14 protein-coding genes are annotated in these 22,520 nt (G+C 70.6%); 7 read left to right on the forward strand and 7 right to left on the reverse strand.

Annotated features, from left to right (window positions below):
- Nucleotides 1–23 precede the first annotated feature (23 nt).
- Together ACFFGE_RS04420 and ACFFGE_RS04425 are read left to right on the forward strand one after the other, a co-directional pair.
- A complete protein-coding gene (locus ACFFGE_RS04420; protein WP_376834672.1) occupies nt 24–1,547 on the forward strand; it encodes an HWE histidine kinase domain-containing protein in 1,524 nt (507 codons plus the stop codon).
- Entirely contained in the window at nt 1,544–1,921 is a 378-nt protein-coding gene (locus ACFFGE_RS04425; protein WP_376834674.1) for a response regulator, read from the forward strand. Before ACFFGE_RS04420 ends, ACFFGE_RS04425 begins: the two co-directional genes overlap by 4 nt.
- Here ACFFGE_RS04425 and ACFFGE_RS04430 read toward each other — a convergent pair.
- From ACFFGE_RS04430 to ACFFGE_RS04450, 5 genes are all read right to left on the reverse strand, one after another.
- A complete protein-coding gene (locus tag ACFFGE_RS04430) occupies nt 1,882–3,516 on the reverse strand; it encodes a phytoene desaturase family protein (RefSeq protein ID WP_376834676.1) in 1,635 nt (544 codons plus the stop codon). The two genes, ACFFGE_RS04425 and ACFFGE_RS04430, sit on opposite strands and share 40 nt — an antisense overlap.
- A gap of 56 nt (nt 3,517–3,572) precedes the next feature.
- Nucleotides 3,573–5,525 carry a sialate O-acetylesterase gene (locus tag ACFFGE_RS04435; protein WP_376834678.1) on the reverse strand — a complete coding sequence of 651 codons (1,953 nt, stop codon included), beginning with the start codon at nt 5,523–5,525 and terminating at the stop codon, nt 3,573–3,575.
- The gene (locus tag ACFFGE_RS04440; protein WP_376834680.1) at nt 5,504–8,014 is read right to left on the reverse strand and encodes a glycoside hydrolase family 3 N-terminal domain-containing protein; all 2,511 of its coding nucleotides are present in this window, start codon (nt 8,012–8,014) and stop codon (nt 5,504–5,506) included. Before ACFFGE_RS04440 ends, ACFFGE_RS04435 begins: the two co-directional genes overlap by 22 nt.
- A 34-nt stretch (nt 8,015–8,048) precedes the next feature.
- A complete protein-coding gene (locus ACFFGE_RS04445) occupies nt 8,049–9,194 on the reverse strand; it encodes an endo-1,4-beta-xylanase (protein WP_376834682.1) in 1,146 nt (381 codons plus the stop codon).
- 62 nt (nt 9,195–9,256) lie between these two features.
- Nucleotides 9,257–12,466, reverse strand: coding sequence for a TonB-dependent receptor (locus tag ACFFGE_RS04450; protein ID WP_376834684.1), 3,210 nt, complete (start codon nt 12,464–12,466; stop codon nt 9,257–9,259).
- A gap of 179 nt (nt 12,467–12,645) precedes the next feature.
- Here ACFFGE_RS04450 and ACFFGE_RS04455 point away from each other — a divergent pair, with 179 nt between their 5' ends.
- The 5 genes from ACFFGE_RS04455 (at nt 12,646) to ACFFGE_RS04475 (ending at nt 19,160) form a co-directional block, all read left to right on the forward strand.
- Entirely contained in the window at nt 12,646–14,154 is a 1,509-nt protein-coding gene (locus ACFFGE_RS04455; RefSeq protein ID WP_376834686.1) for a tryptophan halogenase family protein, read from the forward strand.
- Nucleotides 14,154–15,653, forward strand: a complete 1,500-nt coding sequence (locus ACFFGE_RS04460; protein WP_376834688.1) for a tryptophan halogenase family protein — start codon at nt 14,154–14,156, stop codon at nt 15,651–15,653. Before ACFFGE_RS04455 ends, ACFFGE_RS04460 begins: the two co-directional genes overlap by 1 nt.
- Entirely contained in the window at nt 15,650–16,645 is a 996-nt protein-coding gene (locus ACFFGE_RS04465) for a cupin-like domain-containing protein (protein ID WP_376834691.1), read from the forward strand. The genes ACFFGE_RS04460 and ACFFGE_RS04465 overlap by 4 nt, the downstream gene beginning before the upstream one ends.
- An 83-nt stretch (nt 16,646–16,728) precedes the next feature.
- A complete protein-coding gene (locus ACFFGE_RS04470) occupies nt 16,729–17,313 on the forward strand; it encodes a hypothetical protein (RefSeq protein ID WP_376834693.1) in 585 nt (194 codons plus the stop codon).
- Entirely contained in the window at nt 17,310–19,160 is a 1,851-nt protein-coding gene (locus tag ACFFGE_RS04475; protein ID WP_376834695.1) for a glycoside hydrolase family 9 protein, read from the forward strand. Before ACFFGE_RS04470 ends, ACFFGE_RS04475 begins: the two co-directional genes overlap by 4 nt.
- Here the strand turns inward: ACFFGE_RS04475 and ACFFGE_RS04480 are convergent.
- Together ACFFGE_RS04480 and ACFFGE_RS04485 are read right to left on the reverse strand one after the other, a co-directional pair.
- Nucleotides 19,145–20,674, reverse strand: coding sequence for a tryptophan halogenase family protein (locus tag ACFFGE_RS04480; RefSeq protein ID WP_376834697.1), 1,530 nt, complete (start codon nt 20,672–20,674; stop codon nt 19,145–19,147). The genes ACFFGE_RS04475 and ACFFGE_RS04480 overlap by 16 nt on opposite strands.
- Before the next feature lie 16 nt (nt 20,675–20,690).
- Nucleotides 20,691–22,475 carry an IlvD/Edd family dehydratase gene (locus ACFFGE_RS04485; protein WP_376834699.1) on the reverse strand — a complete coding sequence of 595 codons (1,785 nt, stop codon included), beginning with the start codon at nt 22,473–22,475 and terminating at the stop codon, nt 20,691–20,693.
- Nucleotides 22,476–22,520 lie beyond the last annotated feature (45 nt).

A 22,520-nucleotide genomic window follows, 5' to 3' on the forward strand; every position in this document is an offset into this window, starting at 1 on the left:
CGAAAGTTCGAGGGAGGGGTGGATTGCGGGAACTGGCGAAATCCGGCGCGCTGGACGCGGAGCTTGCGCTCGTCTTCGACGCCTCGCCGAACCCCTACATGTTGCTGACGCCCGACCTGCGCTACGCCGGCATGAACAAGGCTTACCTCGACGCGGTCGGCGCGACGCGGGAACAGCTGGTGGGCCGCCCGATCTTCGACGTCTTCACGTCGGACCCGACCCCCGAGGGTCAGGATAACCAGCGACAGCTGCGGACCAGTTTCGAGAAGGTCGCGTCGACCGGTCAGCCGGATCACCTCGCCCTCATCCGCTACGCCATACCGGTGAAGGGCCAGGACGGCGTGGAGCGGATGCAGGAGAAGTTCTGGAGCGCGACCCACACGCCGATCCACGCCGCCGACGGGTCGCTGGCCTACATTCTCCAGCACGCCAACGACGTGACAGAGCTCGTGTTGCTCAGGCGCCGGGTGGCGGAGGGCGAGCGCAACGCTGACGCGGTTCTCGACTCCATCGGCGGCGAAGTGCTGCGGCGCGCCGAGCACGTTCAGGCCGACAACCGACGCCTGGAGACGGAACGCGACCGCCTGATGGAGCTGTTCGACCAGACGCCCGGGTTCATGGCGGTGCTGCGCGGCGGCGACCACGTCTTCGAGTTGGCCAACGAAGCCTACGCTCGGCTCGTCGGCCGTGGGCGCGCGCTCATCGGCCTGCCTCTGCGCGACGCCCTGCCGGAGGTCGTCGAGCAGGGGGTCCTCGATCTGCTGAACCACGTGTTCCGCACGGGCGAACGCTACGAGGGGCGTAGCACCGAGGTCTCGCTGAGGCGTGGCCACGACGGCGCGATGGAGCGTCTGTATGTGGACTTCGTCTACCAGCCGATCCGCGACGACGCGGGCGCGGTCATCGGCATTCTGGTGCAGGGCCATGAGGTCACGGACGCCGTCCTGGCCGCCCAGCGCCAGCGGCTGATGATCGACGAGCTGAACCACCGCGTGAAGAACACCCTCGCCACCGTGCAATCGATCGCGGTCCAGACCGCGCGATCCCATGACGACCCGCGCAGCTTCGCCGAGACCTTCCAGGCCCGCCTGCTGGCTCTGTCGCACACCCACGACCTTCTGACCCGGAGCCACTGGGAGGGGGCGTCCCTTCGCGACGTCCTGCTCCACGAGACCGAGGCCCATGGGGCGACCCGCATCCTGCTGAACGGGCCCGTCGTCGATCTGCCGCCGCCGACGGCCCTGTCGCTCGGGATGATCTTCCATGAACTGGCGACCAACGCCGCCAAGTACGGCGCCCTGTCCAGCCCGGCGGGACGGGTGTTCGTGGACTGGGCCTTCCAGGACCAGGCCGACCGCAAGCTGCGCATCACCTGGCAGGAGCGCGGCGGGCCGCCGGCGCGGGCGCCGACCCGTCGCGGCTTCGGCGCGCGCCTCATGGAACGCAACGTGAAACACGATCTGGCGGGCGAGCTGTCGTTCAGCTACCAGCCGGAAGGACTTGTGGCGGAGATCGTGATCCCCTTCGCGCTGGAGCAGACGGAATGAGTGCGGGGCTGAACGGGCGCAAGGTGCTGATCGTCGAGGACGAGTCGCTTGTCGCCATGCTGATCGAAACGATCCTCGAGGATCTGGGATGTGAGACCATCGGGCCGATGTCGACGATCGACGAGGCGCTGGGCCATCTCGACGGCGGCGATGATCTGGACGCCGCCCTGCTGGATGTGAACCTGGCGGGCCGCCAGGTGTTCCCGGTCGCCGAGGCGCTGGAGGCCAGGGGCGTGCCGGTCGTCTTCTCGACCGGCTATGGCGAGGGCGGTCTGCCCGACCGCTGGCGCGATCGCCCCACGGTGCAGAAACCCTTCACCGAGGCCGGCCTGCGTCAGGCGCTGTTCCGCGCCATGGGCGTGGCCGAGGTCTGACGCTTCAGGTCCTTCAGGATGACCCCTGCGGCGTTGCGCCCCGGCGCTCCGGTCACGCCGCCGCCGGGATGCGCCCCCGACCCGCAGAGATAGAGCCCCGGCACGGGCATGCGGTGATCCGCGTGACCCAGCACCGGCCGTGCGCTGAACAGCTGGTCCAGCGTCAGGCGCCCGTGGAAGATGTCGCCGCCCACCAGGCCGAAGCGTCGCTCCAGATCCAGCGGCGACAGGCTCACTCGGCCGACGACCGAGGCCTTGAATCCGGGCGCAAGCCGATCGACCGTCTCGATCATGAGGTCCGCGACCGTCTCTCGCGCCTCGTCCCAGCTTCGCCCGCCCGGCAGGGTCGGCGCCACATGCTGGCAGAACAGGCTGGCCACATGCGCGCCCGGCGGGGCCAGGCTGTCGTCCAGCGTCGAGGGGATCAGCATCTCCACGACCGGTCGGGACGACCATCCGTTCAGGCGCGCCTCGGCGTGGGCGCGGTCCATGTAGTCCAGGCTCGGCGCAACGATGATCCCGGCGGTCAGGTGATCGCCAGGCCCAGGCTCGCAAGAGAACCGGGGCAGGTCCGAAAGAGCGACATTCATGCGGAACGTGCCCGATCCGGAGACGTAGCGGCCGATCCGCTCGCGGAAGTCCGGCGGCGTGACCGCCGGATCGACCAGCCGGTCGAACAGCAGGCGCGGGTGCAGGTTCGACGCCACCGCGCGCGCCCGGAAGGTCTCGCCCGCTTCCGTGACGGCGCCGACGGCCCTGCCCCCTTGCGTCAGCACCTGGGCCACGGGGCTGTCGGTGCGGAGCTCGACCCCGACCGCTGCGCACGCGCTGGCCATGGCCTGGGTGATGGCTCCCATGCCCCCGATCGCATGGCCCCAGGCGCCGCGCTTGCCGTTCACCTCGCCGAAGACGTGATGCAGCAGCACATAGGCCGAGCCCGGCGTGTAGGGGCTGGCGTAGTTGCCGACCACGCTGTCGAAGCCGAACAGGGCCTTGACCGGATCGCTCTCGAACCAGCCGTCCAGCCAGTCGCCGGCCGATTTGGTGAACAGGTCCAGCAGGTCCCGCCGCGCCTCGGTCGACAGGCCGCCGATGCGGCGCGCCAGTCCGGCCGACTTGAGCAGCTCCGACAGGGCCTCGCGCCACCCGCCCTCGACGACGTTCGGCGGCACGGTCAGGATCAGCGCGCGCAAAACGCCCGCCACCGTCTCGAGACGTCGCTCGTATTCGGGCAGACGCTCGGCGTCCCGCACCGAGAACCGCGCCACCTCCGCTTGGGTCAGCCCCGGCCCGGCGAAAAACCGCTCGGTCTGCGACAGCGGCAGGAAGTTCGACATGCGCCGCTCGACGACCCGCAGGCCATGGCGCGCCAGCTCCATCTCGGCGATCACCGTCGGGTTCAGCAGACTGACTGTGTAGCTGGCCGTGGAGTTGCGGAAGCCGGGGTGGAACGCCTCCGTCACCGCCGCGCCGCCGACGACATGGCGGCGCTCCAGCACGACGACCTTCAGCCCGGCGCGCGCCAGATAGAAGGCGCAGACCAGCCCGTTGTGGCCGCCGCCCAGAATGACGACGTCATGATCCGTTCCCGCCAAGCCGACCTCCCGATGAGGCCGACCGGTTTAGCCGCCTGACCTGAACGGGCAAGCGTTCAGCTCAATCTCAGGCGGAAGGGTCCCGCCGGGAGCCCGGCGTCGTCGAACAGGTTGCACGTCGGATTGTCGGCCCAGCAGAACCGGATCTCGTCCGGCCGGAATCCGTCCGGAACCGTCAGCTCGACGACCGATCCCCGGGCGACGGCCGCGACGTAGCGACAGGCGTCGGCGGCGCAAAGCTCGAAGCCGATCACCTGCGCGCCCCCGTGGCTGCGCAATTCGCCGGTCACATCGCCGAAGGCCACGCGCAGGTTCGGGCCCTGGCGCGTGACGCCGGCCGGCGCCGGACCCGACGGCGGGATGTCCTCTCCGTACACCGCATGCCGCGCGGCGCGGGCGAGGCGTCGGCCCAGCTCCTCCTTCTGGGCCGGATGGATGTCCCAGCGGTCGCCGAGGTCGATCGCCACCGCCAGCGCGGCGTGAGGGTCCGCATCCACCGCCAGCCGCTGGCTCTCGCGCAGCTCCGCCCACCCCGAGGGCCGCGGCTCATGGTTCGGAGCGCCGAAGTTGGCCAGCTGCACCACGAGGAACGGCAGCTCCGGCGCGTCGAACTGGTCGCGCCAGTCGGCCATCAGGCCGGTCAGGAGGTCGCGATAGCGCTCCGCCTCGCCCGTATTCGACTCCCCCTGGTACCAGAGGGCGCCCCTCAAGCCGTAGTCATGCAGCGGCGCGATCATGGCGTTGCCGATGGTGGTCAGCCCCGAGGTCGACGACCAGGGCGCGCGGGGCGGCGTCTCCCCGACCGTCGCGCGCCGCCAGCGCCAGCCGCCCGGGTCCAGCGGGATGGCCTCGCCGCCGGCGGTCAGCAGCGCCCGCCGGTCCGCCGGGCCATACAGGCCGCCCGCCTGCCAGGTGTCCAGCACATTGACCACGACCGTGTTTCGGCCGGCGCGCAGCAGTCCTTCGGGCAGATCATAGACCCGCTCGCCCGATCCCGACGCCCCCACGGCGACCCCGTTCACCCAGGTCTGGTCCGCCTCGTCGATGGCGCCCAGCGAAAGCCGGTTCGCCGCCCGCGCCTGCGCCTCGGTCAGCTCCACATCGACCCGGTACCAGACCATGCCGTTGTAGGCCGCCAGCTCCGGCACGCCCCAGCCTTCCCACGGCGTCATCGCCGGAACCGGCCGCCACTCGCCGCCGTCCTCGGGCGACCACGGCGCGTCCCCGGACCGGCCGGCCCACCACGCCTGCCATTGTTCGCCCCACAGCCGCTGGGCGGCCATCGGGTCGTCGGAGAGCCGGTCGAGCGCGGCCACGCCCTCGCCCGCTCCCTGCCGGACCAAGGCGTCGCGGCTCATCCAGGCCTCGATGCGCGACCCGCCCCAGCTGGCGTTGATCAGGCCCATGGGCACGTCGTGATCGCGCCGCAGCTCCTGGGCGAAGAAGAAGCAGGCCGCCGAGAATTCCGCCACGCTGTCCGGCCCCGCCGGCGCCCAGGCCACGGGATTGCGGAAGTCCGCCTGGACGTCGGCGTCGTAGTCCTTGGCCACGGTCAGCAGGCGCAGGCCGTCGTCCGACGAGGCGCCGATGACGGCGGGCGCGTTCAGCGCACGGTTGACCGGCAGCTCCATGTTCGACTGCCCCGAACACAGCCAGACGTCGCCGACCATCACGTCTCGCGCGACGTCTTCGCCGCCGTCGCCGTCCGACACCGTCAGTGTGAGCGGCCCGCCCGCCCCTCGCGCCGGGAGGCGTGCGCGCCAGCGGCCGTCCTCGTTGACCGTCACGGCGACACGCGCCTCACCCAGCGACACGGTCAGCCGGTCCCCCGGCCTGCCCTGCCCCCAGACCGGGATGGGCCGGTCGCGCTGGAGGACGGCATGGTCGCTGAACAGGTCCGACAGCGTCGGCGCCTGGGCGGAAGCGCCCGTCGCCGTCAGCGTCGCGGCGACCGCGCACAGGGCCGCGACGACGCGCGCCCGCGGGCTCATCGCGCGGCGGGCGGACAAACCGCCTGACCGTCATTCGGCTGGAGCCGGATCGTCTCGACCGAGATCGTCGCCGCGCCGGTCGAGATCAGGCCCCAGGGCCGGTCGACGGCGGCGACGTCCGCCCCCGCCTGCGCCAGACACGACAGGCGGACGTTGAGACCGCGCCACTCGCCGGGGGGCGCTGCGTTGAGGAGGTCGGTCAGATCCACCCGCCCCGCGCCGAGGACCAGGGCCACGCGGCCGTCCGGCGCCTGGTCCACCCGATAGCGGAAGGCCAGGGTCAGCTCGCCGTTCGACTGGCGGGTCAGGTCCACCGCCGGCCCCCCGATGAAGGCCTGGCCGCCGTCGCCGCTGAAGACGAACGTGCGGGCCGACTCCTGGGTCTGCCCGTCGGCGGGTCGCACCGCGATCCCGCCCCGGGCGCTCCTGCCCTCGCGCGCGTCGCCGAGACGAAGCTCGCCGCCGCCGTCCTGAAGGCTCAGGCCCCAGGGCGCCGGGAAACGCCCTTCGACGAAGTAGCGGTCCAGGTTGGCGCCCTCGCCGGACACGCCGCTCTCTTCCGACAGGACCCCGACCTCGCCCGGCCCGGCGTAGCTCAGGCCATAGCCGTAGGCGAATTGGGGATCGTAACCCGGCTGACCGACATTCAGCGGCGCGCCGGTCGCGTCCTTGGGCCAGCTGAAGGACAGCCGGCCGGTGAAGTCGTGGCGGGGCGCGCCCGTGGCGTCGCCGACCAGCACGTCCGCGATGCCCCCGCCCTCGGTCCCCGGGAGCCAGGCGGCGACGAAGGCGTCCGACGCGTTGATCTCGGGGTTCGTCCACATCGGCCGTCCGGACAGGAACACCGCCACCGTCGGCACCCCTGCCGCCCTCAGCCGCCGCAGGGTCTCCAGCGGTCCGGTCGGGGCGAAGTCCAGGGTCTCCAGGTCCCCCTGAAATTCGGCGTAGGGCGTCTCGCCGAACACCACGACGGCGACGTCCGGGGCCTGGTCGAACGTTCCGTCCGGGCTCAGCGTCGCCTGCCCGCCGCCGGCCTCGATCGCCTCGCGCAGGCCGGCCCAGATCGACTGACCCTGCGGGAAGTCGGCGTTGGTGTTGCCGGTGCCTTGCCAGCTGAGCGTCCAGCCGCCGGCCGCCTGGCCGATGTCGTCGGCGGCGTCGCCCGTCACCAGCACCCGGGCGTCGGACCGGATGGGCAGCACCCCGCCCGCGTTCTTCAGCAGCACCAGCGACTTCCGGACGGCCTCCCGCGCGAGGGCGCGGTGGTCCGCAGAGGCCAGGTGCTCGAAGCGGCCTTCCAGCGGGCGATCCGCCTCGAACAGGCCGGCCTTGACCTTGGCGGTCAGGATGCGGCGTACGGCCTCGTCGATGCGAGCCGCCGGGATCTCCCCGGACCGCGCCTGAGCCAGGGTGTTCTGATAGAGCGCGCGCCAGCTGTCGGGCGCCATCAGCATGTCGATGCCCGCGTTCACCGCCAGGGCGCAGCTTTCATTGGTGCAGCCCGGCAGCTGACCGTGGGCGTTCCAGTCGGAGACCACGAAGCCCTGAAACCCCAGCGGGCCGCGCAGCACGTCCGTCAGGATAGTGGGGTTGCCCGAATGCTTGACGCCGTTCCAGCTGGAGAAGCTGGCCATGATCGAAAGCACGCCGGCGTCGATCGCCTGGACGTAGCCGCCCAGATGGACGTCGATCAGTTCCCGCTCGGTCCCGGCGAAGTCGCCCTGATCGACGCCGTCGGTGGTGCCGCCGTCGGCGAGGAAATGCTTGGCCGACCCTGCGATGCGGCCCGGCGCGAGGGGCCGCCCGGGATGGAGTTCACCCTGCAGGCCCAGGGTCATGGGCCCCGCATAGGCGCGCTGGATTTCCGGGTCTTCGGAATAGCCCTCGTAGGTGCGGCCCCATCGGTCGTCGCGCGGCACGGCCAGGGTGGGGCCGAATGTCCAGTCCACGCCGGTGACCGCCGCCTCGAGCGCGGTGGCCACGCCGACGCGATGGATGAGGTCCGGGTCGCGCGCGGCGCCCAGTCCGATGTTGTGCGGAAAGATCGTCGCGCCCGGCACGTTGTTGTGCCCGTGCACGGCGTCGACGCCATAGATCAGCGGCACAAAGGTCCCGCCCCGCCGGGCGTTGGCCTCGCGAAAGGCGAGCGCCAGATCGAGCCAGCGCTGCGCCGACGCCTTGTCGTCGCCGAACGGCCCCGAGCTCCCACCCGCCAGGATCGAGCCTAGCGGATAGGTCAGCAGATCCTCGGGCGCGATGGCGGAGATGTCGGCCTGGATCAGCTGGCCGACCTTCTCCTCCAGCGTCATGCGCGACATCAGGTCGGACACGAAGGCCTGCGCCTCCGCGTCGGTGATCGCGGCGGGCGACGCCGCCCGCGGCCAGATCGAGGGGTCGGCCCGCGCCGCCGCCGGGACATCGATCACCTGCGCCTCCCCCCGGTCCGGCGCCGTGACCATGCAAGCCGCGACGGCGACGGCGGAGACAGTGGCGAAGAGGCGCGTCATGGGGACCTCGAAAGGGCTGGGATCGGCCGCGACCTCAGGCGGACCGTCGGGGCGGCGCGGCGATCAGGGCGTCGGCGATCGCCTGACGCAGCGGCTTGGCGCGATACTGGGCGTCATACGGGGTGGGCCGCTTGGGCAGGCCGTCCTCCCGATACCAGCGCCCCTGCAGCCAGGTGTGGCTGTCGGACAGGCCCCAGCACAGGATGTCGCCCATCTGCGGATAGCTGAGCATCAGATCCAGGTATCGCCGGCCCAGCTCCGCCACGGCGGCGTCGCGCTGGGCGAAGTCGGCGGGCAGGTTCTTGTCGTGCACGTCGAACTCGGTGATCACGAGGTCGTAGCCCATGCCCACCACCTCATCGAGGAAGCGGCGCCAGTTCGTCTCCCGCGCGGTGTCGAAGCCGACCGAGTTGTCCGAGTTGCCCGAGCCGATGTGGCTCTGCACGCCCAGGGCGTCGACCGGCACGCCCCGCGCCCTGAAGCCTTCCAGCAGGCGCAGCACGCCGTTCTGGTGGGCCTCGTGTCCCGCCTCCCAGCTCATGTAGTCGTTGTAGACCAGCTGGGCCATCGGCGCGCGCTCGCGGGTGCGACGGAAGGCCAGGTCCATCACCGCCTCGGGTCCGCCCATCCGCTCCGAGAACGGGGTGACGCGCAGCTCGCCAGTGTCGGCGTCGACGGCTTCGTTGATGACGTCCCAGGAGTCGATCATGCCGTAGCGATCGACGATCGCGTCGATGTGCTCGACCACCAGCCGCTCGACCTCCGCCGCTGGCCGCGCCCCATAATCATGGCTTGAAGTCCAGGCCGGGAACCACTGCGGGTGGTGCCAGATCAGGGTGTGGCCCCTCAGGCCCATGCCGCGTTCGGCCGCGAACGACGCGATGCGATCGGCGGGTTCATAGGTGAAGGTCGAGGCGTCGGGACGAAGGGCGTACCACTTCAGCTCGTTCTCATGGACCAGGACCCCGCACTCCCACTCCAGCAGGCGACGGTAGGCGCGGTTGTCGAAGGACGCGGTCAGTGTCCCCGGACGCCCGGCCCCGACGGCGCTGCCGAACCTGCGGCCTGACCGGGCGGCCAGGGCGTTGAGGCTCGGCCCTTCCGGACGAGGCGGCATGGTGGCGCAGCCGGCGACCAGGCCGGCTCCCGCCATCATCAGGGACTGTCGGCGCGTGATCATGAAGCTCCGAACCCAAAAAAAGGGGGCGCGCCGACATGCGACGCGCCCCGTCTCAGGGAGGTTTAGAAGGTGGCGCGCATCACCAGGGTGAAGCGGCGGTCGTTCATGAACCAGGATCGCGGCGCGCGCAGCAGATCGTTGTTCAGGATCTGGCTGGTGCGCGTGATCTCGTTGGTGAGGTTCACCGCCTGCACGCCGATCTTCCAGTTCTCGTTCAGCGTGTAGAAGAACGACCCGTCCAGCTGACCGGTGTCCTCGTTCATGATCGGCGCGTAGGGAACGATGACGTCCCGCGGCGTGATCAGGAACTCCGACCGCCAAGCGTAGGCCAGGCGCGCCGACCACGGCCCCTTCTCATAGAAGGTCGCGACGTTGACCGTGTGCTCCGACAGGTTCTGCAGCGGCAGCAGGCTCGTGTCGATGTTCGCCACGCGGCCGGCGGCCACGTCCGGGTCGGTCGAGGACAGGGTGCTCTGCGCCACGCCTTCGGAGTCGATGAAGGTGTAGTTGGCGCTCAGGCCCAATCCGTCGAACGGCGCCGGCAGGAAGTCATAGGTCTGCTGGTACGCGATCTCAAAGCCGCGGATGGTGCCCTGGTCCTCGGAGTTGACCGGCGTGGTCACCACGGCGTCGAAGGTCGCGCCGTTATTGGTGAAGGCCAGCCGCTCGGTGCCGTTGGTGATGACGTCGTTCAGCTCCTTGTAGAAGAGCGAGAGCGTCAGCTGGCCGACATCGTCGAAGTACCACTCGGCGGACAGATCCAGATTGTCGGCGCTGATCGGGCGCAGATACGGATTTCCGACGGTGAAGCGACCGGTCGGCCGCCCGTCGATGATGTCCTGCGCGAGCGTCGACAGACTGATGTTGTAGTAGGCGCGGGTCAGACCGATGTCCGGCGGCGTGATCGTGCGCGACAAGCCCAGGCGGAACTGCAGCCCGTTGCCCACCTCCAGCTTCGCGTTGAAGCTGGGCAGCCAGTAGTCGAAGTCCGTCTCGGCCGTGAAGGGCGTGATCGCCCCGTCGGCATAGGCCCGGGCCTGGGCGCGCACCTCCGGCGCCAGGCCGCAGAACGGCGAGGGCTCCTGGCCCGGCGGCACCGGCTCGGCGCAGGTCGCCTCGGTCGGGAAGCTGCCGAGGTTGAACGCCTGGAAGCCTTCCGCCGCGCGGTCCGTCTTGGTGTAGCGCAAGCCGAGGTTGCCGCTCAGGTTCCAGCCATTGGCGAACTCATGGCCGTAGCGGACCATGAAGTAGGCGGCGCTCGTCTCTTCCTCGACCGGGTTGATCTCCTGCGGCAGGAAGCCGTCGGCGTCAGCGTTGCAGCGGAGCGCCAGAGGCACCCAGTTCTGCTGGCACCCGGCCGCATTCAACCGCGCCCGCCACTCGTCACCCACGGCCAGGCCGTAGGCGCTGTAGACGTCGTAGTTGTCGATGATGTTCTGGTTGAAGAACAGGCGAGGCTGAGCGCCCGTCGGAACGGGAACCTGGCCGCGCATGAAGTTGTCGAACGCATAGGTCTCGTGGAAGTCCGCGGCCAGGAAGCCAGGACCGCCCGGCGCCCCGCCGGCGTTCGGGATTCCGTCGACGTTGTCGCTCAGCCAGACGGGACCGTTGTCGCCCCATTGCTCGGTCAGCACGCCCCAGTTGTACGAGGTGAATCGCGTCGTCTGGTCCCGGATGGCGTGGCGAACCCCGAAGCGCAGCGAGCGGACCCAGCTGTCGTCGAAGCTGTACTCCCCGTCGATGCGGAAAGCGTCCAGCGTGCCTTCGCTCATCTCCTTGTGGTCCATCGCCGCGCGGGAGAAGGTGTTGTAGGGCGAAGAGAAGTTGTCGTTCCCGTTGCGATAGTAGCCCGGGCAGGTCGCCGACGGCGCGCCGACGCAGGGCGTCCCATCCAGGAACGGCGGCAGGAAGGTCACAACGGGGATGTCGCTGCCGCGGATCTCGATGCTGGCGTTCTGGTAGGTCGAGTTCCACAGGCCGGCGTCGAGAACGTCGACGGTGGAGTCCACGTGCTGGTAGTCGAAGCTCAGCCCGAGGCGGTCGGTCGGCGTCCATCTCAGATTGAAGCCGTAGTCGGTCGTGACCGCCTGCTGCTCCACGTCGCGACGGATGTTGTTGCTCTGCAGGCCGTTGATGGGCGTGCGCGGGTCGACCTGGTTCTGGTCGGCGCGCCAACCGGTGGTGCCGGTGATGATGCCGGAGGTGAACAGTCCGTCGGGGCCGAAGTCGAGCGTGGTGCCGACCTGGGCCTGGGAGTCGCCGTTGCTCGTGACGTTGTCCGTGGCGATCTCCATGGCGTGTTCGGTCCACGCCTGGCTCGAGTCCGAGCGCAGGAACTGGGCCGTGGCCTGCCAGCGGCGGTCATGGCTGCGCCACTGGAAGGCGCCGGCGTAGCCGCGACGCTCGCGATCGAACTCCTGCGAGCGGAAGGCCGCGCCGCGCGGGAACCACACATCGCCCACGGCTGTCGCGCCGGGCGTCGCGACGACGTCCCCGTTGGAGTACAGGGTGCGCGGCCCGTAGTTCGAGATCTGCTGCCCGTCGCCGCGCGAGATCAGCTGCGAGTAGACGGCGTTCAGCATGATGCCGAACTCACCCGCCCCGTTCTCCCAGCGGTCGCTGATCAGGGCGGAGAAGGTCGGCGTCACCTCTTCGGCGAAGTCGCCGTAGCTGGCCTCGGCCGACGCGGCGATGACCCGGCCCGGCGCGTCGAACGGCACGCGGGTGCGCAGGTTGACGGTGCCGGCGATGCCGCCCTCGATCATGTCGGCCGACGGGCTCTTGAAGACGTCCACGCCGCCCATCAGCTCGGGCGGCACGTCGGCGAAGCTCAGCGCGCGGCCGTTGTTGGCGGTGAAGGTGTCGCGTCCGTTCAGCTCGGAGCGAACGAAGGTCAGGCCGCGCACCACGACGCCCGAGCCCTCGACCGAGAAGTGGTCCGGGTCCACGCCGGCGGCGAAACGGTCGATGGCCACGCCGGGCACCCGCTGGAGCGCCTCGGTGACCGAGCGGTCCGGCAGCGCGCCGATGTCCTCGGCGGTGATCGAGTCAACGAAGACCTCAGAGTCCTGCTTGATCGCCTGGGCGTTCTGCAGACTGGCCCGGATGCCGGTGACGACGATCTCCTCGACCTCGGTGGCCTCCGGATCGGCCTCCTGGGCCAGGACCGGCGTCGCGGCCATCACGGCGGCGACGGCGACCAGAGAAACCCCGCCGCGAAGCAGCGCGCGCTGGGCCGCCGACAGACGGACCTCGGGCTTGTTGACGCTCATTTACTCCCCTCCCTATCCCTGCAGCATTTCCTTGTTAGCGCTATCATTGCATAGCGTGGAAATGTCTGAGTTATGACGGTAACGCACGTAACGGGCCTTCGCAAGCCCGTGGATTCGTGAAGCTGAAACAGGCAGGCTCAAGGCCTGAAGCGCCGCGCCGACGGCGTCTGGGAGGACGAATGGGCGGGAATCGGGTGGGTGACGTGGTCGTCGTGGGCGGCGGCACGGCCGGCTGGATGGCGGCGGCCGCCCTCGCCCGGGCCCTCGGGGGCACGACCCGCGTCACGGTCGTCGAGTCGGACGCGATCGGCACGGTCGGCGTCGGCGAGGCCACCATCCCGCCGATCCGCACCTTCAACGCCATGCTCGGCATCGACGAGCAGGACTTCATCCGCAACACCCAGGGGACGTTCAAGCTGGGGATCCAGTTCGTCGGATGGGGCGCTCCGGCCGACCGCTACATGCATCCCTTCGGCGCGTTCGGCGCCGATATCCAGGGGGTGAAGTTCCACCAGGCGTGGCGGCGGATGCGCGACCTGGGGCACGCCGATGTCTTCGGCGCCTACAACATCTGCGAGACGGCGGCGCTGGCCGATCGGTTCGGCCCCGGCGATCCGCGCCTGCCCTTCACCCGCATGACCTGGGCCTACCACTTCGACGCGGCGCTCTACGCCCGCTACCTGCGCGCCTATGCGGAGGGGCGTGGCGTCGTCCGGCGCGAGGGCCGTATCGTCGAGGTGGTTCAGGACGCTGAGACGGGGTTCATCGACGCCGTGCGCCTGGAGGACGGCGCGCGCGTCTCGGGCGACCTCTTCGTCGACTGCACCGGATTTCGCGGCCTGCTCATCGAACAGACGCTGCAGGCCGGCTTCGAGGACTGGAGCCGCTGGCTGCCGTGCGACCGGGCCGTCGCCGTCCCCTGCGCCCACGGACAGGGCCCCCTGACGCCCTACACGCGCGCGACCGCCGAGCGCGGGGGCTGGCGCTGGCGCATCCCGCTCCAGCACCGCATCGGCAACGGCTATGTCTATTGCAGCCATCACCTCTCGGACGACGAGGCGGCCGCGACCCTGCTGGCCGGCCTCGACGGCGCCGCGCTCGGCGACCCCCGCCCCCTCCGGTTCACGGCCGGCCGCCGACGCCGGGCCTGGGTGAAGAACTGCGTCTCCCTCGGTCTCGCCTCCGGCTTCCTCGAGCCGCTGGAGTCCACCAGCATCCACATGATCCAGGCGGGGATCACCAAGCTGCTGGCGCTCTTTCCCGAGCGCGGGTTCGAGCCCCGCGAAATCGACGAGTACAACCGGCTGACCGACATGCAGACCGAGCAGATCCGCGACTTCATCATCCTGCACTACAAGGCGAACGGCCGCGTCGGCGAACCGCTGTGGGACGCCTGCCGCGCGATGGAGGTCCCAGAGGCGCTCCAGCGCCGCATGGACCTGTTCCGGCATCGCGGCCGCTTCTTCCGGCACGAGGACGAGCTGTTCGCCGAGTCGAGCTGGCTGGCCGTCCTCCTCGGCCAGGGCGTGACGCCGCAGGGCCACGACCCGCTCGCCGACGCCCTGCCCGAGCCCGATCTGCGCGCCGCCCTGGAGGAGGTTCGCGGCGGAATCCGCCGGACAGTGGACGCCATGCCAAGCCAGTCCGACGTCATCGCCCGCTTCTGCGCCGCGCCGGAGGCCGCCTGATGGACGCCCGCATCCGCAAGATCGTCATCGTCGGCGGCGGGACCGCCGGCTGGATGACCGCCGCCGCCCTCGGCAAGGTGCTGGGCCGCGACTACGCCGAGATCGTGCTCGTGGAGTCCGACGAGATCGGCATCGTCGGCGTCGGCGAGGCGACCATCCCCCAGATCGGCATCTTCAACCGCCTGCTCGACCTCGACGAGAACGAGTTCGTCCGCCGCACCAAGGGCAGCTTCAAGCTGGGCATCCAGTTCGTCGACTGGGGCCGCAAGGGCCACAGGTACTTCCACCCCTTCGGACCCTTCGGCGTCGACATGGAGGGCGTCTCCTTCCACGCCTACTGGCTGCGGCTGGCCCAGGGCGGCGACCCGCACCCGGTGACGGACTATTCGCTGCAGTCGATGGCGGCCGCCGAGAACCGGTTCATGCGCTCGATCGACGCCGGGCGCTCGCCGCTGTCGAACATCGCCTACGCCTTCCATTTCGACGCCGGCCTTTACGCCCGCTTCCTGCGCGGCCGCGCCGAGGCGGACGGCGTGGTGCGCCGGGAGGGCAAGATCGTCGAGGTCTCCCGGCGCCCGGCGGACGGGTTCATCGACGCGGTGGTGCTGGAAAGCGGCGAGCGGATCGACGGCGAGCTGTTCATCGACTGCTCCGGCTTCCGGGGCCTGCTGATCGAGCAGACGCTGAAGGCGGGATACGAGGACTGGACGCGGTGGCTGCCCTGCGATCGCGCGGTCGCCGTCCCCTGCGAGAGCGTCGAGCCGCTGACCCCCTACACCCGCTCCACGGCGCGCGACGCCGGCTGGCAGTGGCGCATCCCGCTGCAGCATCGGATCGGCAACGGCTACGTCTATTCCAGCGACCACATCTCGGACGACGAGGCGGCCGCGACCCTGCTCGCCAACCTCGACGGGGCTCCGCTCGCCGACCCTCGCTTCCTGCGGTTCGTCACCGGCCGCCGCAAGCAGGCCTGGGTCAAGAACGTCGTCGCCATCGGCCTGTCCGCCGGCTTCATCGAACCGCTGGAGTCCACCAGCATCCACCTGATCCAGAGCGGCATCGCCAAGCTGCTGCAGATGTTCCCGGACAGGGAGTTCCCCGCCGCGGACCGCGACCGCTTCAACCGGATGACCGCCCGCGAGATGGAGCAGGTCCGCGACTTCATCATCCTGCACTACAACGTCAGTGAACGGGACGACACGGCCTTCTGGCGGCGCTGCCGCGACATGGACGTGCCCGACACCCTGAAGGAGAAGTACCGGCTCTTCGAGACCACGGGCCGGATCTTCCGCGAGGACGACGAGCTGTTCAACGACACCAGCTGGTTCGCCGTCATGATCGGACAGGGCCTGAAGCCGAAGCGCTACGACCCCGTCGCCGACCTGCTGAGCCGCGAGGAGACGACCCGGCGCCTCCACGAGATCCGCCGCGTGATGCGCACCTGCGCCGACCAGATGCCGGGTCATGCCGACTTCATCCGCAAGACCTGCGCCGCATGACCTTCGGCCGCCCCTTGCCCGAGGTCGCGAACGCCGGGCCGGCCGATCTGGAGCCATCGCGACGTTCCGCCCGGCCGGTGGTGCTGAGGGGACTGGTCCGCGACTGGCCCCTGGTCCGGTCCACGGACCCCTCGGCCGAGCTTCGCGCGATGGACAGCGGGCGGCCGGCTCCCGTCATGACCGCCCCGGCGGCGATCGGCGGGCGGCCCTTCTACAACGCGGACCTCACCGGCCTTAACTTCCGACGGGAGGCCGCGAGCGTTGGTCAGGTGCTGGACCGGTTGGCGCGGGAGCCGGACGACGAACCGGCGATGATCTACATGGGTTCGGCGCCCGCCGACCAGGTCGCGCCCGGCTTCGCGGCGAGCCACCCCGCCCCGGGACTTCCCCACGACGCCGCGCCCCGTCTCTGGATCGGCGGCGCGGTGACCATCCAGACCCATTACGACATGTCGGACAACGTGGCCTGCGTGGCGGTCGGGCGCCGGACCTTCACCCTGTTCCCACCCGAACAGGTGGCGAACCTCTACGTCGGTCCGCTGGACTTCAATCCGGCCGGCCAGCCGGTCAGCCTGGTGCAGTTCGACCAGGGCGTGGACGAGACCCGCTTTCCCCGTTTCGCAAAGGCCCGCGCGGCGGCGCTGAGCGCGACGCTTCAGCCCGGCGACGCCATCTATATCCCGCCGATGTGGTGGCACCATGTGCGGTCCGAGGGCCGGTTGAACGTGCTGGTGAACTATTGGTGGGACGAGGTCCGACCCGGCGCCCTCTCTCCGTTCGACAGTCTGGTCCATGCGCTGGCCGCGGTCGGCAGCCTGCCGCCCGAGCGCCGCGAGGCCTGGCGCGCGGCGTTCGACCACTATGTCTTCGACGCAGATCCGGACCGGCACGCGCACATCCCGTCCCATGCACGCAGCGTGCTGGGGGAGCTCGACGTGCCCGGCTTCGACCGGATCCGGCGATTCCTCGTCAACGGCCTCACGCGTCGCTGACGACGTCGACCCTTGCCACCGGCGCGGAATTTGTCTGAGTATTGCCGGACCTGGGCGCAGATCCAGGGTCTGGGAGAGACATCATGAGACCGCTGGTTCTCGCCGCCGCCGTGGCGCTGCTCACCGCGACAGCGCCGGCCTCGACCGTCCAGAGCCAGGACGGCGACATCATGCAGTACGTCATCAACAATCCGCGGGTGGAGTCCTGGCAGGTGATCGGCGTCACCCGCCCGCCCCGGCCGCAGCGATCCGAGGGCGTGCTCGGCGAACGCGCCGTCCGCGTCGCCGCACGCCGGTCCGCTCAGCCCTGGGACACCGCCGCCCAGATGACGATCCCCGGCGCCATCAACCGGGGCGACACCATCCTGCTGGCGGTCTGGGCCCGGGTGGAGACCCCGCCGCCGGGCCGGACCACCACCGACCTGCCGCTGAGGGTTCAGCAGGCGACCGCCCCCTACGCCGCCATCGCCCAGGAGACCGCCGAGGTCGGCCCCGAGTGGAAGCTGGTCTACGCCTCGGGCGTGGCCCAGGCCGACTATCCCGCCGGCGCCTCCAACCTGGCCGTGCACCTGGCGACAGCGGACCACACAGTGGACCTGGGTCCCGCCCTGCTGCTCAACTTCGGCCAGAACTACGACGCCGCGCGACTGCCCAGGAACGAGCGGTGATCCGCCGCGCCCTCGGGCTCTCGTCGCTGGCCCTGCTCGCGGCGGCCGCCGCCCAGGCCCAGGAGATCAGGCTCAACCAGGTCGGGTTCGAGACCTACGGCCCCAAGGCGGCGACCGTGGTCACCGACGCCGCCGGCCCCCTGCCCTGGCGGGTGATCGACGCGTCCGGCGCCGTCGCGGCGGAAGGCGTGACCCGGCCCTTCGGAGCGGACGCCGCCTCGGGCGACACGGTTCAGCGGATCGACTTTTCCTCGCTGAACCAGCCGGGCGACTATCGGCTGCGCGTCGGCGAGGCCGAGAGCCGTTCCTTCGCGATCGCCGACCGACCTTTCGCGGCCCTGAAGGCCGATGCGCTGGCCTACTTCTACCAGAACCGCGCCGGCGTCCCGATCCTGGCCGAGCACGTCGACCGGCCCGAGCTCGCGCGGCCGGCGGGGCATGTGAACGAGCGGGCGACCTGCTTTTCCGGAACCGATCCGCGCGGGACGGTCTGGCCCGGCTGCGACCACACGCTGGACGTCTCCGGCGGCTGGTATGACGCGGGCGACCACGGCAAGTACGTCGTCAACGGCGGCATCTCGGTCTGGACCCTGGTCAACGCCTACGAGCGCGCCGAGCGCCGGGGCCTCGCCCCCTTCGCCGACGGACAGGCCGACATTCCCGAGGCGGGCAACGGCGTCGACGACCTCCTCGACGAGGCGCGCTACCAGCTCGAGTTCCTGCTCAGGATGCAGATTCCCGACGGCGCCCGCGCCTGGGTGGCGGTCGAGGCGCTGCCGAACGGCCGCTATCGTCTTGTCGAGATCGACGCCGGCGGCATGGCGCACCACAAGGTGCACGACCGCGCCTGGACGGCCCTGCCGACCGCCCCCGCCGACGCCCCCGAGGAGCGCCTGCTCTACCCGCCGTCGACGGCCGCCACGCTGAACCTCGCAGCCGTCGCCGCCCAGTGCGCCCGCGTCTGGCGCGACATCGATCCCGCCTTCGCCGAGCGCTGCCTCACCGCCGGGCGCCGGGCCTATGCGGCGGCTGAGCGCCACTCCGACATCCAGGCGCTGGGCGCCTTCGAGGGCGGCGGCGGCTATGGCGACGCCAAGCTGACCGACGAGTTCTACTGGGCCGCCGCAGAGCTCTACGCCACGACCGGAGAGGAGGACTTCCTTCGGGACGCGCGCGGCTCCCCCTACTGGCTGGCGGGGCCGAGCACGGGCGGCGCGCCGACCGGCGACCCGGCCTGGCCCGAGACCGCCGCGCTCGGGACCATCACCCTCGCGACCGAGGCGCCCGAACTGTCTACGGCCGACCGCGACGCCGCCCGCGCCAATCTGGTCGCGAGCGCCCGGACCTATCTCGCCGAGGCGCGGACCCAGGGCTACGGCTTCCCGCGCGCCGGAACCCGGTTCGAGTGGGGCTCGAACGGCACGCTCATGAACCGGGCGATGATCCTGGGGCTCGCCCACGACTTCACCGGCGAGGCCGCGTTCCGGGACGGCGCGATCTCCGCGCTCGACTTCATCCTCGGACGCAACCCCCTGGACCGATCGTTCGTCAGCGGCTGGGGCGCCCGGCCGATGCTCAATCCGCACCACCGCTTCTGGGCGCATTCCGCCGATCCGGCCTATCCGCGCCCCCCGGCCGGCGCCCTGTCGGGCGGCCCCAACAACACCGGGATGGCCGACGACGTGGCGCGCGGGATGGCGGGGCGCTGCGCGCCTCTGCGCTGCTGGGCCGACGACCTCAGGTCCTATGCGCTGAACGAGGTGGCGATCAACTGGAACGCGCCCCTGGTCTGGGTCGCCGCCTTCGTGGATCCCGCGCCTCAGCCCGACCTTCAGGCGGCGGACTGAGCGCCGCCCTCATAGGCGCAGTGCCTCGCGATGTAGTCGTCCTGCAACGGCAGCCGCGCCGCCGCCTCGGCGATGGTCGCCCGCAGCCGGTTCAGCCCGGCGACCAGCCGCTCGGGCGCCTCGGCCCGGGCCAGCGGGTGCGCGACCGGCGGCGTGATCCCCTGCCCCACCAGCACCGCCACCCACGACGGATGCTGGAACAGGCCGTCGCGATAGTCCGCCACCACGCCGGTCTCGCGGAACAGCTCGATCCGCGCCGCCAGACTGTCGGGCACGTCCATCTCCCGCACCTGCCGCCAGAAGGGCGAGTCGTCGCGCCGGGTGGCCTTGTAGTGCAGGATGATGAAGTCGCGGATACGCTCGTACTGCAGGTCCATCTGGCGGTTGAATTCCGCCGCCGTGCGCGGGTCCCCGGCGTGAACCGGCCACAGCTCGATCAGCTTCGTGATCGCCGCCTGGATCAGATAGATGCTGGTGGACTCCAGCGGTTCGATGAAGCCCGACGCCAGCCCCACCGACACGCAGTTGGCGACCCAGTTGCGGGTCCTCTGCCCGGCGGTGAAGCGCAGGTGGTTCGGCCCCGCGATCGGCTCGCCCTCCAGCGCCTCCATCAGCGCCCGCTCCGCCGCCTCCGGCTCCAGGAAGGCGCTGCAGTAGACATATCCGTTGCCGACCCGGTGCTGCAGGGGAATGCGGAAGCGCCATCCCGCCTCCATCGCCGTGGCGCGGGTGTAAGGCTCGGTCCGGCCCAAGCCTCGGCACGGCGTCGCCACCGCGCGATCGCACGGCAGCCAGTGGGACCAGTCGGTGTAGCCCGACTTCAGCGTCTGCTCGATCAGCAGCCCACGGAAGCCGGAGCAGTCGATGAACAGGTCGCCCTCGACGACCTCTCCGCGCTCCAGCCGCACCGAGCGGATCAGCCCACTGGCGGGGTCCTGCGTCACATCGACGATCCGCCCTTCGACGCGGCGCACGCCCAGCTTTTCGGCGAAGGCGCGCAGGAAGCGGGCGTACAGGCTCGCGTCCAGCTGATAGGCGTAGTCCCAGGTCGACAGGATCGAGCGGCCGTCCGACGACGGCGGCCCGAACCGCGCGGCGCGGGCCGCGACGATCGGCGCGGCGTACTCGTCCAGCTCGCCCACGTCGCCGTGGGCCCGGCCGGCCAGCCAGTACTGGTGAAAGGGAACCCCGCCGCCCGGCGCGCCGAAGTCGCCGAAGGGGTGCATGTAGCTGTCGCCGACCCGGTCCCAGTCCCGGAACTCGATCGCCAGCTTGAAGGTCGCCCGCGTGGCCCGCATGAACTCGGCCTCGTCGATGCCGAGCCGGGCGTTGAACTCGCGGATGTGCGGCAGGGTCGATTCGCCGACGCCGACCGTGCCGATCTCCTCGGACTCGATCAGCAGGACCTCGACCCCGGTCGGCGCGATCAGGCGACCCAGCGCGGCGGCGGTCATCCAGCCGGCGGCGCCGCCGCCGACGATGACGACCCTGCGCACGCCCGCCCGTTCCGCCATGCCCGTGTCCCTCGCCTCAGTGGTTGTCGCGCGGCAGGCCCATGGTGTCGATGATGCGGTGGTATCTCACCGCCGGCTCCAGCACCGCGCCGGTCTCCAGTTCCGTCACCATGTACCGCTGGATCTCCTGCCAGGGCGTCTGCGAGACCGGATAGCGATAGCCGCCCGCCGCCTCCAGCGCCTCGCGACGGCGCGCCAGCTCCGCATCGTCCAGCAGCACGTCGACGCGCCGGGTCTTCAGATCGATCCGCACCCGGTCGCCGTTCCTGAGCAGCGCCAGGTTTCCGCCCGTGGCCGCCTCGGGCGAGGCGTTCAGGATCGAGGGACTGCCGGAGGTGCCCGACTGGCGCCCGTCCCCCACGCACGGCAGGGCGGTGATGCCCTGTCTGATCAGGTGCGCCGGCGGCCGCATGTTGACCACCTCCGCCGATCCGGGATGCCCCACCGGCCCGGCCCCCCGCATCACCAGGATGGTCTCGGCGGTGATGTCCTGCGCCGGATCGTCGATGCGGTGGTGATAGTCCTCCGAGCCGTCGAACACCGCCACCGGGCCTTCGAAGGCGTCCGGATCGGCGGGATTGGACAGGTAGCGCGCGCGGAAGTCCGGGCTGATGACGCTGGTCTTCATCAGGGCGCTGTCGAACAGGTTGCCGGACATCACCAGGAACCCGGCGTCCTCCACCAGCGCGTCCTCGAAGGTCCGGATCACGTCCGGCAGCACGATCTCGGCGTCGCGGCAGTTCTCGCCCATGGTGCGGCCGTTCACCGTCAGGGCGTCCTCGTGGATCAGGCCGTGCTTGATCAGCTGGGCCACCACCGCCGGGACCCCGCCCGCCTGGTGGTAGTCCTCGCCCAGATATTTGCCGGCCGGCTGCAGGTTGACCAGCAAGGGCACCCGGTGCCCCACCGCCTCGAAGTCCTGGATCGGCAGCTCCACGCCCGCGTGGCGCGCCAGCGCGGTGAGGTGGATCGGCGCGTTGGTCGATCCGCCGATGGCGGAGTTGACGACGATGGCGTTCTCGAACGCCTCGCGGGTCAGGATGCGGGACGGGCGCAGATCCTCGTGCACCATCTCCACGATCCGCTTGCCGGTCTGGTAGGCGACCTGCGGACGCTCGCGGTAGGGGGCCGGGATCGCGGCCGAGCCGGGCAGCGACATGCCCAGCGCCTCGGCCAGGCTGTTCATCGTCGTGGCCGTGCCCATGGTGTTGCAGTAGCCGACCGACGGCGCCGAGGTGGCCACCAGGTCGATGAAGCCGTCATAGTCCAGCTCGCCGGCCGCCATCATCTCGCGGGCCTTCCAGATGATGGTGCCTGAGCCGACGCGCTCGCCCCTGTGCCAGCCGTTCAGCATCGGCCCGACCGACAGGGCGATGGCCGGGATGTCCACGGTCGCCGCCGCCATCAGACAGGCCGGGGTGGTCTTGTCGCAGCCGATGGTCAGCACCACCCCGTCGAGCGGATAGCCGTACAGCAGCTCGACCAGACCCAGATAGGCCAGGTTCCGGTCCAGCCCGGCGGTCGGCCGCTTGCCCGTCTCCTGGATCGGGTGGACGGGAAACTCCAGCGCGACGCCGCCGGTCTCGCGGATGCCCTCGCGCACCCGCTTGGCCAGCTCGATGTGGTGACGGTTGCAGGGCGACAGGTCCGACCCCGTCTGAGCGATGCCGATGATCGGCTTGCCCGAGCGCAGCTCCTCCAGAGTCAGGCCGTAGTTCAGATACCGCTCCAGATAGAGCGCCGTCATGTCCGGATTGTCGGGATTGTCGAACCAGGCGCGGGAGCGGAGGCGGCGTGTCATGCGGGACTCGTCGGTTTAATTACTCCGACAAATAGCCGTCGCCTC

The organism is Brevundimonas balnearis (assembly GCF_042434805.1).
GTDB classification, from domain to species: domain Bacteria; phylum Pseudomonadota; class Alphaproteobacteria; order Caulobacterales; family Caulobacteraceae; genus Brevundimonas; species Brevundimonas balnearis.